Here is a 16,014-nt window from a genome sequence, read left to right as displayed (position 1 = left end):
GCTTTCCATAAAATTTTCAGAATATTTTTCTTTTCTTTAGAAAACAATTCCGGCACATGCTCCCTTTTTTCATCAAGCTCTTTACCAACGCCAAACCTCCTCCCGACGATCAGGAGTTGGTGCAGCTGTATAAAGAGACGGGCGATCTGGAGCATTTGGGAGAATTGTTTCAGCGCCACTCCAAACTCGTATACCTGGTCTGCCAGAAATACCTGCAGGACCCCGAGGAAAGTAAAGACGCTACCATGCAGCTGTTCGAGCATGTTTCGAAAGCGCTGCTACTACACGAGGTCAGTAACTTTAAAAGCTGGCTGCACGTGACCACCCGAAACTACTGCCTGATGCAACTCAGAGCAAACAAGCACAAAAACACGGTGCCGCTCTCCGATAATACGTCACCTTTTATGGAAACTGCAGAGCCGCTGCATCCTACTCACGCGGAGGAATCTGAGCAACTGGAACAGGCTTTGCATGCGGCCTTGAAGGAATTGTCACCGCAACAGCGGGAGTGTGTGGAGCTGTTTTATTTGCAGCAGAAGAGTTATAAAGAGATCAGCGCCCTCACGGGATGCGACCTAAATAAAGTGAAAAGCTACATCCAGAACGGAAAGCGAAACCTGAAAATCATCATGGAGAAAAACCATGCAGCCAGATAAGCGACATATACTTTGGGACCAGGGCGACCACCCTTCCGTGGAACTGCTGGAGCAGTACCAGGCAGGTACTTTGCCCGATGCCCTGCACCACCAACTGGAGCGTCACCTGCTGGACTGCGACCTGTGCTCAGATGTGCTGGAAGGACTGTCTGTGTCGGATGCCGCCCAGACAGAAAGCCAGGTAGAGGACATCAACTCCTATATTGAAGTTAAAAGTCGCCGCCAGAATCGTAAGCCGGTGCCGCTTTACCTGACCGATTGGCGTGTTGCCGCTGCCGTGGCCATGGTGCTGCTCTCAACGGTGGTGGTTTTCTATTACAACTACCAGCAGGTACGCGAGCAGCAAGGAATAGCCGCCCAGCAGGAAAAAGCAATTCAGGAAGCGATGGACTTTAGCGAAGAGCAGGCACCGGTTATACCTGAAACCGTGGCAGATGCCAACCCGGATACGGTGCGCCCAGGCCAGATAGCAGCCATTTCCAGGCCGGCTCCACTTCGTACGCCGCGGGCTCGCACGAGCAGTCAGGCTGTTCGGGAAGAAGCACTTTTAGCTGATGAATTGGAAGAGGTTGAAGTTGAAATAAACATGGCTGATCTGACAGAGTCTATACCTGAGCGAGTTGTAACTGCTCAGCCTCAAAAGCTGGCCGAGGTGACAGTACCGCCAACACCGCTGCGAAACACAATGATGCCGGAAAGTACCGCTGTTGCCAAAGCACTAAAAGGACGGATAGCTGGTGTGCAGGTGCAGCGCAATGAACAAATCGGCCAGAACCAGGTACAGGGGCAGGTGGTCGATCAGGATGGTACGCCGCTGCCCGGCGTTTCGGTTGTAGTGAAAGGCACTACACAGGGAGTAGCCACTGATGCACAGGGTAATTTCGTGCTGACCTTGCCCGATGATAAGGCAACACTGGTTTTCCGGTTCATTGGTTATCAAACCAGAGAAAAGGGAGTCTATGCCGGCACAGCTCCGATTACCATGGACTTGCAGGTGGACAACCGTGCCTTGAGTGAGGTGGTCGTAACGCATCAACCTACTAATCCAGCTCCTGTTGTGTCGGCCAGACCTGCAGCGGGCCATAAAGCTTATCGTCAGTATTTAGCAGAAAACCTGCGCTATACCTCCGATATGATAAGAGGTCGTGTCGTGGTGCGGGCAACAGTTACGACAAGCGGTTCACTCGAAAATCTGGAAGTAGTTCGGAGCCTTTGCAAGCTTTGCAACGATGAAGCCATGCGGTTGCTAGCACAGGGCCCAAAATGGCAAGCGGCTACGCAGGATGGCAAGAAAATCAATCAAGAGGTGAGAATTGTCGTGCGCTTCAGACCTGAAAAATAAAACCAGATGGAGGACTTTGTAAAATCAGAATGGGAAGCGCTGTGCCGCAGGTATAGCTCTGATGAGGAGTTGATCGGGCAATTGTGGCGTGAACTGAAAAAGGCTTATACCGCAAAGGACAGGCACTACCACAACTTCGACCACATTGCCTACATGCTGGAACTGGCAGACAGGTATAGAGTTGGCAGTCCGCAGTTCGACTTGCTACTTTTCGCCATTTTCTACCACGACATTGTGTATAAGGCGACCCATTCCGACAACGAAGCACAGAGTGCCCTGGTCGCAGAAGAGCGACTGCGCCAGCTCTGTATACCTGAAGCTCATCTGATGAAGGTGGAAGAAATGATCATCGCCACCAAGACACATCTGACACAAGAGGATAATCTCACCAACCTGCTACTTGACCTAGACCTTGCTATTTTGGGAGCAGACGAAGCGCGCTATGACAGGTATAGCCAGGGCGTGCGGAAAGAATACAGCATTTATCCTGACCTGATCTACAAACCCGGCAGACGCAAGGTGCTGCAGCACTTCCTTTCTCACAAACAGATTTATATAACTCCCGCTTTTCAGGCAGCATTGGAGGATAAAGCAAGAGCGAATCTACAACGTGAGTTAGAAGGATAAAGCATTAATACAGCCCCATCTCCTATTAGATGGGGCTGTATTAATGCTGCGATCTTCCTCGTCGGTGACTTGCTATTACAGGGTATCTGGCCCTGTTCTGAAACAAGTAGCGGCCAGAGGCCTCACTATACTAGACATGAGCGAGGAGGCTCTCGTTATAAACTAATTGTAACTTACAAACTCGCCATATCGATCACAAAACGATACTTCACATCACTGCGGATCATGCGCTCGTAAGCATTGTTGATGTCTTCCATTTTGATCAGTTCGATGTCGGACATGATATTGTGCTCGGCGCAGAAGTCCAGCATTTCCTGCGTTTCAAGTATACCACCGATCATGGATCCAACCAATCGCTTGCGACGGGTGATCAGACTGAAACCGGCTACGGTAGAGGGCTCCGGTGGCGCTCCGAGCAGGATCATGGTACCATCCCGCTTGAGCATGGATAGGTATAGGTTGTAGTCGTGCGGCGCTGATACGGTATCGATGATGAAATCAAAAGAATTGCGCAATTGCTTGAGCGTGGCTTCGTCTTTTGTCACGGCAAAGTTGTGGGCTCCCAGGTCCAGGGCATCCTGTTTTTTATTAGGCGAGGTACTCAGTACCGTCACATCAGCACCTTTGGCAGCAGCGATTTTTACGGCCATGTGGCCCAGTCCGCCAAGCCCCACAATACCTACACGGTGCCCCTCCCCGATCTTCCATTGCATAATCGGTGAGTAGGTCGTAATACCGGCGCAAAGCAAAGGCGCTGTGCGGGCCAGATCCAGATTCTCCGGCACTTTCAAGGTATAGTTCTCGTCCACCACAATCTGGCTGGAGTAACCGCCATAAGTAACAGTTTTGCCGTCACGCTCCAGGCTGTTGTAGGTACCTACGTTCTGCACTTCGCAGTACTGCTCCAGCCCTTCTTTGCAACTGTCGCAGGTACGGCAGGAGTCCACAAAGCAGCCCACACCGGCCAGGTCACCTTCATTGAATTTCTTTACGCCAGAACCCACTTTCGTCACCACGCCCACAATTTCGTGGCCGGGCACAAGCGGGTACATGGCGCCACCCCACTCGTCGCGCACCTGGTGCAGGTCAGAGTGGCACACGCCACAGTATTTGATATCGATCAGCACGTCATGCTCCCCTACTTCGCGGCGCTCCAGGCTAAATGGCCCGAGCGGACTGGTAGGATCGAATGCGGCATATGCTTTTGCTTGGATCATAGGTTATTTTAGTTAAAAGTTACGAGTTATAAGTTGAAAGGTCTGCAGGGCTCTCGGCGTAGTGCGATCAGGTATAGGTATAACATATGAAACGTTGGTGAACTTTACTGAAGTAGCAGCAACTCTATCCTATTGTTTCGCAACCAGACCAGAATACACACTATACCTTACAAGCGACTCAGAAAAAAGTTTGCGGGTACGCCTTTGGCATCAGGTCTTAGGGCAAAGACACCGCCACTTAACGGATATTGGTGCAGTTGCTCATTGTCCAGGCCGTCGCGGGCGGTGGTGATGTAGAGGGTATCAAGGCGCTCTCCGCCAAAGGCACAGGAGGTGGTATGCGGGGCAGGCACTGTTACTTTCAGGAGCATTTCGCCGGTTTCCGGATCCCAGCAGCCTACACCACCACCTCCATAAAGCGCGATCCACAGCCGCCCTTTTTCATCGATGGTCATCCCGTCGGGTTTTCCTTCGTGCTCAGGTATAGCAATCGCATCCCGCTCCTTCCGTATGGTTCCTGCCTCATGGTCGTAGCTATACCGCTGGACCTTACGGGTAGGCGTGTCAATCAAATACATGTGTTGCTTGTCTGCCGTCCAAACAAGGCCATTGGAAACGCTCAGGTTTTCCAGCACCTGGGTCATCTGTCCGTCATGCTCCATGCGGTAGAGCGCAGCGGCTCCTTCCCGTGAATCGAGCGCCATGGTGCCTACCCAAAACCTGCCGGCCGGGTCACATTTCCCGTCATTGAACCGGATGTCATCTTTTTTAAGCGGATTGGCCACCAGTGTCAGATCGCCGGTTTCTGTGTTAATGAAATGTACACCGTTCTGTAGGGCCACCAAGGCGCCGCCACTAACCACCGGTACCACTGTACCGACCCGCTCTCCAACCGGCCAGGCCTTGTTTTCGTCGGTAGTAGGGTCAAACAGATGCAGCTCACGGCCTTCTATATCCACCCAGAACAGGCGTTTCTCAGACGGATGCCAGATGGCCCCTTCCCCCAGCGTCGCCTTCGCGTCGAGCACCAGTTCTGCTTCCAATTCACTGTAGTTTTTGGCTCTGCTCATGGTGTGTTGGCTTGCTTTGGTTAAGGTATAAAAAAAGCTGCTCCTATACCTGTATGGGTACCGGGAACAGCTTTTCTAAGACTGTCTATTTGCCTAGCGACAAAATGTAACGCGACATTTCTTTCGCGTCGGCTTCGCTCAGGTTCGGATGCGGTGGCATCGGGATCTGTCCCCATACGCCGGCACCACCCTTGATGATCTTGCCCGCCAGGTAGCCTAAGTTCTTATCATTCATTTCATACTTTTGCGCCACTTCTTCATACGAAGGACCCACTACTTTCTGATCCACTTTGTGGCAGGCCAGGCAGTCAGATCCGGCAATCAGTTTTTCGCCTTTCGCATACTGGCCGGCGAGTGCTTCTTTTTGCTGCCCGGCTGCTTCCGTAGTTCCAGTTCCCGTTGGTGTGTCAGCAGGATTAGTCTGTACATTTTCTGTAGCAGCGTTGTCAGGTGGCGTCGTGGCCGGACGTGGCGGTTGCGGACGTGAGGCAACAGCCGTGGTATCAGGCTGATAATCGCTGTCGTAGTAGCGCTCATACTCTGATTTCTGTTCGTTGCCGCAGGCGGTCAGAAGCGCGAAGGCTGAGATGGCCATCAATATCTTTTTCATAGGGATAATTATTTGTTTCTACTGATTTTACTCAAAGAGCACTTAGAGAATATGTACTGACCTGAGCTCTTAAAGTTTTATGTTTCAGATCAGGTTATCGTTTAATGCAATTTACACTATATTATCGGTATCCTATGATTGAAATGTGTAACTTAAGCCTGCATACACGACATCACCCTATACCTGACTCTATGACATCGACTTGCAAAAAACTGATTCTCCTCCTGCTCCTCCCGCTTTTAGCTTTGGGCAGCACTACAGCACAATCACTTCCCAGCATTGTCTCCAAAACTGCGGGAATGAAAAAATTCAATGGCTTTTTCCCCTTCTATTGGGATGAGCAAAGCGGTAAAATATGGCTTGAGATCGACAAGCTCGACTATGATTTTCTGTATGTAAACTCCCTGCCGGGTGGTCTTGGCTCCAACGATATCGGGCTCGACCGCGGACAATTGGGAGGCGAGCGCATTGTGTCCTTCAAAAAAGTGGGACCCAAAATACTCCTCGTGCAGCCAAACCTGCGCTACAGAGCCATCACTGATAACCAGAACGAAGCCCGCGCTGTGGAAGAGTCTTTCGCACAGTCGGTACTTTGGGGGTTTAAAGCTGAAGCCGCGGATGGAAAGCGGGTGCTGGTAGACGCGACTGATTTTCTACTGCAAGATGCGCACGACGCCATCGGGAGCATCCGGCGGGCAGGTCAGGGCACTTACCGCCTCGATGCCAGCCGCTCGGCGCTATACCTGCCACGCACCAAAAACTTCCCCAAAAACACCGAGTTCGAATCCACCCTTACTTTTACGAGCGACAACGGCGGTTTTATTGTGCGCAGCGTGGCTCCCAACCCGCAGGCCGTTACCCTTCGCCAGCATCATTCTTTCATTGAATTGCCGGACAATAACTATACCCCACGTGAGGCTGATCCGCGAGCCGGCTACTTCGGCATCTCCTACTTCGACTATGCCACGCCGGTAAACGAAAACATTGAAAAGCGTTACATTGCCCGTCACCGTCTGCAAAAAAAGAACCCTTCTGCCAAGGTATCGGAAGCGGTGAAGCCGATCGTGTACTACGTAGACAATGGCGCGCCGGAGCCGATCCTCTCCGCCCTGCTAGACGGAGCCCGCTGGTGGAACCAGGCTTTTGAGGCTGCCGGGTATCAGGATGCCTTCCGGGTGGAGGTGTTGCCTGATACAGCCGATCCAATGGACGTGCGCTACAACATGATTCAGTGGGTGCACCGCAGTACCCGCGGCTGGTCTTACGGCGCTTCTGTTATAGATCCGCGTACCGGTGAGATTATCAAAGGGCACGTGTCGCTGGGCTCGTTGCGCGTACGTCAGGATTACCTGATTGCCGAAGGGTTGCTGGCGCCTTATGAAGATGGAAAACCGGAGAACAAAGCTATGATGGAGATGGCATTGGCCCGCATCAGGCAGCTATCGGCGCACGAACTGGGCCATACGCTGGGCATCATGCACAACTACGACGCCAACAACAACGCCTCCGTGATGGACTACCCGCACCCGCAGGTACAACTGGACAGAGCCGGCAAGATCAACATCAGCAATGCCTATGGCACCACTATTGGTGAGTGGGATAAATTGGCCATCACTTATGGTTACCAGCACTTTCCGAAAGGAACTGACGAAAAGAAAGCGCTGAATGAGCTGCTGGCACAGGGTCGCGCCCAGGGTTTGACTTTTATTTCAGACACAGATGCCCGCGCTCCCGGTGGCGCCCACCCTACCGCCCACCTTTGGGACAATGGCACGAATGCAAGCGATGAACTGATGCGTGTGCTCGACGTACGCCGCAAAGCCCTGCAGAACTTCTCTGAAAAGAACATAAAAACCAATGCGCCGATGGGTATGCTGGAGGATGTATTGGTGCCGATCTATAACTTCCACCGTTACCAGACCGAGGCGGCAGCCAAGCTGATCGGCGGCATGCGCTATACCTACGCCCTGCGCGGCGACAAGCAAACAGTAACCGAAGTGCTCGATAAAAGAGAGCAACAAAAAGCCCTCGATGCCATGCTTCTTACAATTTCACCGGAAGTGCTCACCCTGCCCGAAAACATCATTGCGCTGATACCTCCACGTGCGCCGGGTCTGGGCAACAACCGGGAGCTATTCACCAAAAGAACCGGCCTCACCTTCGATCCATTGGCGGCTGCACAGGCATCTGCAGAGTTCTCGCTTTCCTTTTTGCTACATCCGCAGCGAGCTACGCGGTTGGTAGAGTTTGGCGCTCGTTATAATACGCTCAGTCTGCAGGATGTCACCAGTCAATTAATAGAAAACACCTGGAAAAGCAGACGCCAGAACGGACTGGCCGCACAAGTGCAACTACAAACTGAGCAGGTGGTGCTTACCCACCTGATGGCCCTTGCACAAGACGAAAACGCCTCTTACCAGGCACGCGCCATTGCCACAAGTGCACTTGCCGACATCAAGCAACATGCTACCAGTCAGGCCAAGCGAACACGCGATACCGGCTACAAAGCACATCTGGATTTCGCACTAGCCCGTATGGAAAAACCGGAGGAAGTGAAGCCGGCTAAAATGCTGAACCTGCCTCCTGGTGCTCCAATTGGAAGTGGAGAGTATATTGGATGTGAGTAAATATCAAGGTATAGATACAGGTATAAGCAAACCGCCCCTTCACGATGGAGGAGCGGTTTTTTTTGAGTAACTCCAGGATAAAACTGAAACACTGTCTTCTGCTTCCAGACCAAATCAGTTGTTTTTACCAACTTTCCCATTTTTTTAATTGCCTGACAGACAGCATACTCCGGACTCCCGCGTTTTATCTTTAAATCCAAGCAATCGCAAGTTAACTCATCTCCAGATTCGAATATGCTCTCATGCTGATTAGCAATTGCTTACATCCACCAACATTATCTTCCGAACAGTATCTTTAACCCAGACGGACACTAACAAAAGTCCAATAGAACAGCTTTCCAAAAGGTTTGCATATTTTAAATTTCCAACTTACTTATTTCAATTTTGGCCTTTACCTACAGACAGTAACTTAAAAGGCAAATTATAATTATTCCTCTACATTTTGTATCTTTGCAAAACAGGCATTCTGACATATAGAGATATGAATATTTCAGAAGGGCACTTTGTTAGTATAGTTCAGGCCAGCCGGCTTCTTTTGTAAGGCATCCATTTCAACGCCTCTTTTTTTATACTCCATGCCCCTCTCTGTTTTCTACCCTGCAGGTGTTAGCCTCGCACAGAAAACCGTAATTGTGATTTTTCAGATCACAAAACAATAATTTTTTGAAACATATCTCGAGGCAGAATATTGCATTTTGCATTCACCATTTTTAAGTATACATGAAGTTAAGAGTAGGTATCATCGGAGCCGGTCCGAGCGGCTTGGCGCAGCTACGCGCGTTTAAATCAGCAGAAATGAAAGGCGAGGCTATACCTGAAATCGTTTGCTTTGAGAAGCAGGCGGATTGGGGCGGCCTCTGGAACTATACCTGGCGTACGGGTGTGGGTAAGTATGGAGAACCGATCCACGGCAGCATGTACCGTTACCTCTGGTCCAACGGGCCGAAAGAGTGCCTGGAGTTTGCAGATTATACCTTCGATGAACACTTTGGCAGACCTATCTCTTCTTATCCGCCACGCCCTGTGCTCTTTGACTACATCCAGGGCCGTGTAGACAAGTGCAACGTGCGCGACTACATCCGCTTCAATACAACCGCCCGCTGGGTAGAGTACAAGGAAGACACGCAGCAGTTTTCTGTAGTGCTCGAGGACCTGGCCAATAACAAGACCTATACCGAGGAGTTTGATTATCTGATCGTAGCCTCGGGCCACTTCTCTACGCCTAACATGCCCTACTTCGAAGGCATTGAGGAATTTCCTGGCCTGATCATGCACGCGCACGACTTCCGTGGAGCTGATATTTTCAGGGACAAGGACGTGTTGCTCATCGGAAGCAGCTACTCGGCTGAGGACATTGGCGTGCAGAGCTTCAAGCACGGTGCCCGGTCTGTTACCCTGAGCTACCGCAGCAACCCCATCGGTATGGACTGGCCTGAAGGGATGAAGGAAGTACCGCTTATCACTCAATTTGAGGGTGATATAGCCCGCTTCAGCGACGGCACCCAGGAACGCTATGATGCGGTGGTGATGTGCACCGGCTACCAGCACAAATTCCCCTTCCTGCCCGACGAGCTGCGCCTGAAAACAAAAAACTGCCTCTACCCGGACAAGATCTACAAAGGCCTGTTTTTCAACGAACTGCCCCAACTCATGTACCTGGGCATGCAGGACCAGTACTATACCTTCAATATGTTTGATGTGCAGGCCTGGTACGCGCGCGACGTGATCCAGGGCAAGATTCAGCTGCCAGAAAAGGAGGAAAGACAGAAAGATATTAACCTGTGGCTGAACAAGGCAGCAGCGAACTGCACCCACGATGATGAGATTGACTTCCAGACGGCGTACGTGCGCGAACTGATGAACATGACCGACTATCCAAATATTGACCTGGACAAAGTGGCAACCCTCTTCAAGCAATGGCTCATAGACAAGGAAGAGGACATTCTTCGCTACCGCGACAAGACCTACACCTCGGTGATGACGGGCACGGAAGCTGCCAGGCACCACACCCGTTGGCTCGACGAGATGGACGACAGCTTTGAGCGCTACATGCAGGAAGCTCCGGTGATGGAGCGGGTATAGCTTAAAGTATACCGCATTCTGAAACAAAAAAGGGAAGGCTTCATGCCTTCCCTTTCTATTTTAAACAAGTGCTTTTTACACTTGGCGTGGTCAAATCTCGTTCTCGCCCAACCAATCTACCGTCTCCATTGCTTCAATGTAAGGCTCTAATACAGCCATCGCATTTGCGGATTTCTTAAACGTACTCACCACCTCTGCCTCTGCGCCCGTCCATACCTCCACGAAGGTGTGCCCCAAAATGTAGAGCAGGATCGTATACCCGTTCACCTGGCGTTGCGCAATGAGCGTACCTTCTTTTTTCAGGGCTTCGCGCTGGCTCCGGTAAGGGAGCCTTTCGAACATAGAGTATTCCAGCATAATGAGTGGTTGCTTCGGGTGATTGCTTATATAAGGTTGGCCGGACTAAAATGGTTTCAAACCTGCGCTGCACAGGTTTAGGCGTTGGCCTAGTGGCTAATTAAACATCACATAATCAATCTGTTCTTCATTTAAAGAAAATGTCCACCTTAAATAATGTTGCCGTCTTTATCAATGATGTGATCTTCAATACTATTCCTCCCATTATTCAAACCTGATACCCCCATTGTATATGCACATGCAGGTATAGGGAAGGAAAATAAAGGCAGTAGTAAAAGTCTATTCATGTAGGTTAAATACCAAAAATCACCAGTTCTTGAACTGAAATATAGAAAGGCCTTAATTATAGAACAATACTTCCAGGTCCTGAATTTCCATAGTTCAGAAAGGCAGGAATCAGGCTGTTCGTTACTAAACACAAGATAAATGTAGGATTTTGACCGTTTGGATATTTACTTGCATAACAGTTAAATACATTCTCCCACCGAGCAAACATTATTGTGAAAGTTAGAAGCATCTCTTTTAAAGAAACATTTTTCATTGGCCTAATGCTATTTGCCATTTTCTTCGGCGCTGGCAACCTCATTTTTCCTTTGTCATTGGGCCAGGCAGCTGGCACTGAACTTATACCTGCCATTATCGGCTTTCTGATGACGGGCGTGGGGCTTCCCCTGCTAGGCGTTATTGCAATTGGCATCTCTAAAAACGAAGACGTACAGTCTATTTCAGCCAAGGTGCATCCTATTTTTGGGCTCCTTTTCCCGGTTGTGATCTATCTGACCATCGGGCCCTTGTTTGCGGTTCCTCGTACCGGCACAGTATCGTATGAAATCGGGATTGCTCCGTTTTTGTCTGAAGACCTGAAAACCTCTCCCTGGGCCATGGGACTGTATTCAATTGTTTTCTTTGTAGTTACCTATTTCCTGGCGCTGAATCCTGGTAAGGTGGTGGACACCATCGGCAAGGTCCTGACACCAGTGCTACTGATTATCCTGACACTTCTGCTGGCAATTAACATTTTTTCTCCACTGGGTGAAATTACTGCTCCGCTTGCAGCTTACAAGGCGGCTCCTTTCTTCAAGGGCTTTCAGGAAGGATACCTGACCATGGATACCATTGGCTCCTTTGTTTTTGGACTAATCGTGATCAACGCTATCCGTTCCAAGGGAGTTGACAGCCCGAGGCAAATTGCGAAAGTCTGTACCACGGCGGGTCTCATTGCGGCTGCCGGTTTGGGTCTGGTCTATGTCGGATTGGCCTACTCAGGTGCCACAAGTGTGCAGGCGCTCGGCCATCTCGAAAACGGAGGGCTTATCATAAGCCAGATTTCTAACCTGCAGTTCGGTGTATCGGGTAGCCTGATCCTGAGTATTGCTATTATTTTCGCCTGCCTTACCACGAGCATCGGCTTGGTTGTAGCCTGCGCCAGCTTCTTCAACAAGCTGCGTCCTTCTATTTCTTACAATAAGTATGTGTTAGGTTTAACGCTGATCAGTGCCCTTATATCAAATGTTGGTCTGACCCAGATCATCTCTTTTTCTATACCTGTGCTGGTGGCTATCTACCCGATCGTAATCGTGCTGATCGCGCTGACTTTAATCGGTTCCCTGCTCCGCGGCAGGAACGCTGTCTATACCTGGTCGGTGCTGCTGACAAGTGTTGTAAGCATAGTAGAAGGCTTGAGCGCTGCAGGATTTGAATTGGGCATCAGCGACGTATTCGCGAGCTACCTGCCATTCTATAGCCTAGGTATGGGCTGGGTTATTCCGGCACTGGTGGGTGGTCTGATCGGCTATGTTGCTTCCATGAGGCAGGCTCCCTACGCCTTCGAAAATGAGTAGTGCGTGAAGTGATGCGCGTAAAGAAATCGATTGGTTAAGCTTAAGAAGTAGATAAACCTATATTTTCCCGTAATTTTGCTTCTTATTATAGGATTGGCGTAGATAATTGTGCTGACGAAGGCTTACACAAACGTCTCAAACAACATGGAACCAAAAAGACTGAATAAATTCATCAGCGACTCGGGCTTCTGTTCCCGCCGCGATGCAGACGAGCTGATAGAACAGGGCCGTGTGACGGTGAACGGGAAGATACCGACCGACCCGGGCATGAAAGTAACGCCCAAAGACAAGGTACGCATCGACGACGAGATGCTGCGCGTGAAACAGGAACAGCCCGTATACCTGATCTTCAACAAACCGGCCAACATGTCGGCCACTTCTGATATGGCGGTGCGCGATAACGTGGTGCGGGCCATTAATTTTCCGGCTACGCTGGAGCCGACAGCCATGCTGGAACGTGAGGCAGAAGGCATTATTTTCCTGAGTAACGACGGTGATTTTGTGCGTGGCGTGAAGCGTGCCGACAACAAATTTGAGAAGGAATATGTGGTGACCGTTGACAAAATGATCACAGCTGATTTTCTGCAGAAGATGAGCGGTGGCGGTGCTCCTATACCTGGCGAAGAGCGTGTAAACAACGCCGTGTCAAAAGAAACACAGACCCGCTTCCGCATTATCTTAAAGCCGGGCACGGACCACTACCTGAAGCGCATGTGCGAGAGCCTGGGGTATAAGGTAGTACACTTGCAACGCGTTCGTTTCGGTGAATTTTCCTTAACTAAATTACCTTCTGGCCATTGGCGTGTGCTGACACCACAGGAAGTGAACAGCCTGACCAGCCTGGTACCTGGTGGCAAGGGAACCAGCAGCCGCAAAACCTCCGATAGTAACTATGACCGACCAGCTCGTGGCGAACGATCCGGAGAGAGAAGTGGCGCTGGAAGTTATCCTCCTAAACGAAGTGCTTCTGGTGCGCCTTCCAGAACTGGTTCAGGCAAAGGTCCGGCAAGAAGCGCCAAACCCGGATCATCAACAAAAGGAAGCGAGTTCACCAAAAGATCAGGTGCTCCGAAAGATGGTGCCGATTCTAGAAAAACAAGTACTTATAGAGACGGCGCCGGCAGCCCGGGCAAGAGCTCGAGCTCACGAGGTGGTAGCTTTAAAGCGGCACCAAAACCAGCAGCCGGCAGAAGTGCAGCTCCGAAAAGCGGCGGAAAGCGAGGGGATGCATCCAAAGGTGGTCCGAAGCGCGGCAGATAAGCACTCAATCGTAATGAAATAGCTGATGCTATACCTGAAAAGCTCTCTTTCCTGACCGGAAGAGAGCTTTTTTATTGAAGTGCCTTTTTAATGTAAATTTGCTGCAAGATTACACAGGTCACGACCTATCCTTACTACCGAAGCGTTAAATTTTTAAGCTTTCTAACTCCTGAATTTTCTAACTCTTCAACTCTCCCAAGTTCCCATTTTTCCCATCTGGTAGTCGCGGAAGGCCTGGTGAATCTCCTCTTCGGTGTTCATCACGAATGGTCCGTGCGATACCACCGGCTCGTTAAACGGATGTGCATGACCAAACAGGATAAAGGCATCTTCGGTCGCTTCGACTTTCACTTCCTTGCCCTCGTTTCCGAATTCAACTAAGGTAAGTTTATCCGCTGCCTGACCATTCACTTTTACACTGCCGCGCACTACGTAAAAGAAGATGTTGCGCTCTGAAGGTATATTATAAACAAATTCGCCGCCTTGCTGCAACTCAATGCTCACTATGTGAATGTCGCTCAGGTTCTGGATAGGTGCCTGCACTTCTCCCCAACTGCCGGAAATCACATTGACGCGTACCTTCCCATTGTCGAGCTCCACCACCGGAATCTTATCTTTTTGGAGGCCGATATACTTAGGCGCCGCCATTTTGTGTTGAGCAGGCAGGTTGAACCACAGTTGCAGAATCTCCAAAGGCCCTCCCTCCTGCTTGAATTTATCAGACGAGATTTCCGCATGGATCAGGCCGCTGCCGGCCGTCATCCACTGCACGCCACCGGCTTCAATAATGTCCTGCCCGCCGCCTGTGTCCTGGTGCATAATGTCACCATCCAGAATAAAAGTCAGCGTTTCAAAGCCACGGTGCGGGTGCGGACCGAAAGGCAACCCCCTGTTGCCGGGCTTGTATACCTGCGGGCCGTGGTGATTCAGAAAAAGGAACGGATCAATGTACTCTACTTCGTGCGTAGGTATAGCGCGGTAGGTCACCAGGTCCCCCATGGGCGCGTGCACCGCTTTATGTAATTTCTTTATATTTCGCATAAGGCTAATTCTAGTTCACTTGCAAATTAATGTATATACATCAATTACCCAAAAGCTGCTCGTTTGTTTCAAATCCGGAGACTACTAAACATACCGGTAGAACTAAAGTCAACGACAGGTATACGGTTCAAGCTAGTATACTTAACATAAAAATCCCACCTATTCCAAATCGGATTGGGTGGGATTTTCACGCTACACTGATAATCAGGTATACGGAAATCTGGGAGCTTAAGCCGCCTTCTCATTTTTAAGCATTTTAAGCAAGGCTTCTGCTGCTGGTTCCGAAGATGCCGGATTCTGCCCAGTGATCAGCAATCCGTCAGTCACCACATATGGCTGCCAGTCGTCGGCTTTGGAGTAGATGCCGCCCAGTTCCTGATAGCGGTCTTCGACCAGAAAAGGCACCACATCGGTCAATTGCACAGCTTCCTCTTCGGTATTGGTAAAGCCCGTCACTTTTTTACCTTTTACAAGGGATTCTCCATCCGGGCCTTTGGCCTGCATCAGGGCAGCGGGTCCATGGCAAACAGCTGCCACCGGCTTTTGCTGTTTTGCAAATTCCTCGATCAGGCGGGTAGATTCCTTGTCGTTGGCAAGGTCCCAGAGTGGTCCGTGGCCGCCCGGGAAGAAGATGGCATCGTAATCATCAGCGCGTACTTCACTCAGTTTTTTGGTGCGCGAGAGCGTATGCTGTAGATCGTCGTCTTCATAAAATCGTCTGGTTGCCTCGGTTTGCGCATCTTTTTCTGTGCTTTTCGGGTCAATCGGGGGCTGACCACCTTTCGGGGAAGCGAGGTCCACCTTCACGCCTGCATCTGCCAGCGTATAATAAGGGGCGGCAAATTCCTCTACCCAGAAACCGGTCTTCTTGCCGGTGTCGCCTAATTGATCGTGTGAAGTCAAAACGAATAGTACTTTCATAGTTGTTGTTATTTAGATGATGCTTGAGTCAATTTCTTTAACCAGATTTAGTAGGGCAATGTTTTAACCAAACAGTTCGGAGGTTAGGAACGGTCTCACCGGTCACAGATGATGCAAACCACCACGCCTTTATCGAGCTCAGAGACCAGTCGGATGGCCGCTGCTCCATACCGTCCCCCTTCTTCTCGGTCCAGTCGACGGATTATGGCGGTAGCCTCCTGCTGCGAGACGTCCAGTATGCGGCCAACCCGCTCCCGTTCGAAAATTTTGGGCAGATATGCTTCCGGCCAGCGCCGAATGCCAGGAAACTGGGAACCTTCCGTGGGCTGGGGACCAATGATCTGCACCGCTGGGCTTTGCTCT

The 16,014-nt window shown here is 50.4% G+C and carries 13 protein-coding genes; 7 read left to right on the top strand and 6 right to left on the bottom strand.

What is annotated here, in order from left to right; all coding sequences use genetic code 11:
* The first annotated feature begins 56 nt into the window (after positions 1 to 56).
* Genes K3G39_RS00840 through K3G39_RS00830 form a run of 3 tightly spaced genes read left to right on the top strand, consistent with a single transcriptional unit; the run spans position 57 to position 2,625 of the window.
* Complete coding sequence (locus tag K3G39_RS00840; protein WP_220624267.1) at positions 57 to 656, top strand: RNA polymerase sigma factor; 600 nt, start codon at positions 57 to 59, stop codon at positions 654 to 656.
* Positions 643 to 1,998, top strand: a complete 1,356-nt coding sequence (locus tag K3G39_RS00835; RefSeq protein WP_220624266.1) for a TonB family protein — start codon at positions 643 to 645, stop codon at positions 1,996 to 1,998. The genes K3G39_RS00840 and K3G39_RS00835 overlap by 14 nt, the downstream gene beginning before the upstream one ends.
* 6 nt (positions 1,999 to 2,004) lie before the next feature.
* Positions 2,005 to 2,625: a hypothetical protein gene (locus K3G39_RS00830; protein WP_220624265.1), complete on the top strand. Its 621-nt coding sequence runs from the start codon at positions 2,005 to 2,007 to the stop codon at positions 2,623 to 2,625.
* A 173-nt stretch (positions 2,626 to 2,798) separates the two neighbouring features.
* On the opposite strand, the gene K3G39_RS00825 is transcribed toward K3G39_RS00830, so the two are convergent.
* From K3G39_RS00825 to K3G39_RS00815, 3 genes are all read right to left on the bottom strand, one after another.
* Entirely contained in the window at positions 2,799 to 3,842 is a 1,044-nt protein-coding gene (locus K3G39_RS00825; protein ID WP_220624264.1) for an NAD(P)-dependent alcohol dehydrogenase, read from the bottom strand.
* A 167-nt stretch (positions 3,843 to 4,009) separates the two neighbouring features.
* Positions 4,010 to 4,912: an SMP-30/gluconolactonase/LRE family protein gene (locus tag K3G39_RS00820; RefSeq protein ID WP_220624263.1), complete on the bottom strand. Its 903-nt coding sequence runs from the start codon at positions 4,910 to 4,912 to the stop codon at positions 4,010 to 4,012.
* An 85-nt stretch (positions 4,913 to 4,997) separates the two neighbouring features.
* Positions 4,998 to 5,522 carry a c-type cytochrome gene (locus tag K3G39_RS00815; RefSeq protein WP_220624262.1) on the bottom strand — a complete coding sequence of 175 codons (525 nt, stop codon included), beginning with the start codon at positions 5,520 to 5,522 and terminating at the stop codon, positions 4,998 to 5,000.
* Positions 5,523 to 5,713: 191 nt separating this feature from the next.
* Between K3G39_RS00815 and K3G39_RS00810 the strand changes: the two genes are divergently transcribed.
* The gene (locus K3G39_RS00810; RefSeq protein WP_220624261.1) at positions 5,714 to 8,149 is read left to right on the top strand and encodes a zinc-dependent metalloprotease; all 2,436 of its coding nucleotides are present in this window, start codon (positions 5,714 to 5,716) and stop codon (positions 8,147 to 8,149) included.
* A gap of 720 nt (positions 8,150 to 8,869) precedes the next feature.
* Entirely contained in the window at positions 8,870 to 10,231 is a 1,362-nt protein-coding gene (locus tag K3G39_RS00805) for an NAD(P)-binding domain-containing protein (RefSeq protein WP_220624260.1), read from the top strand.
* Positions 10,232 to 10,321: 90 nt separating this feature from the next.
* Here K3G39_RS00805 and K3G39_RS00800 read toward each other — a convergent pair whose 3' ends face one another.
* Positions 10,322 to 10,588, bottom strand: coding sequence for a hypothetical protein (locus tag K3G39_RS00800; protein WP_220624259.1), 267 nt, complete (start codon positions 10,586 to 10,588; stop codon positions 10,322 to 10,324).
* Between the two features lie 500 nt (positions 10,589 to 11,088).
* Between K3G39_RS00800 and brnQ the strand changes: the two genes are divergently transcribed.
* Positions 11,089 to 12,429, top strand: coding sequence for a branched-chain amino acid transport system II carrier protein (brnQ, locus tag K3G39_RS00795; protein WP_370627165.1), 1,341 nt, complete (start codon positions 11,089 to 11,091; stop codon positions 12,427 to 12,429).
* Positions 12,430 to 12,573: 144 nt separating this feature from the next.
* Positions 12,574 to 13,689 (top strand): S4 domain-containing protein, encoded by a 1,116-nt coding sequence (locus K3G39_RS00790; RefSeq protein ID WP_220624258.1) that lies wholly within the window; start codon positions 12,574 to 12,576, stop codon positions 13,687 to 13,689.
* Between the two features lie 186 nt (positions 13,690 to 13,875).
* Here K3G39_RS00790 and K3G39_RS00785 read toward each other — a convergent pair whose 3' ends face one another.
* Together K3G39_RS00785 and K3G39_RS00780 are read right to left on the bottom strand one after the other, a co-directional pair.
* Positions 13,876 to 14,730, bottom strand: coding sequence for a pirin family protein (locus K3G39_RS00785; RefSeq protein WP_220624257.1), 855 nt, complete (start codon positions 14,728 to 14,730; stop codon positions 13,876 to 13,878).
* A gap of 228 nt (positions 14,731 to 14,958) precedes the next feature.
* Positions 14,959 to 15,651 (bottom strand): type 1 glutamine amidotransferase domain-containing protein, encoded by a 693-nt coding sequence (locus tag K3G39_RS00780; protein ID WP_220624256.1) that lies wholly within the window; start codon positions 15,649 to 15,651, stop codon positions 14,959 to 14,961.
* Positions 15,652 to 16,014: the final 363 nt, after the last annotated feature.

The organism is Pontibacter sp. HSC-14F20 (genome assembly GCF_019599265.1).
Taxonomy (GTDB): Bacteria; Bacteroidota; Bacteroidia; order Cytophagales; family Hymenobacteraceae; genus Pontibacter.
This window is presented reverse-complemented; position numbering and strand designations above follow the sequence as displayed.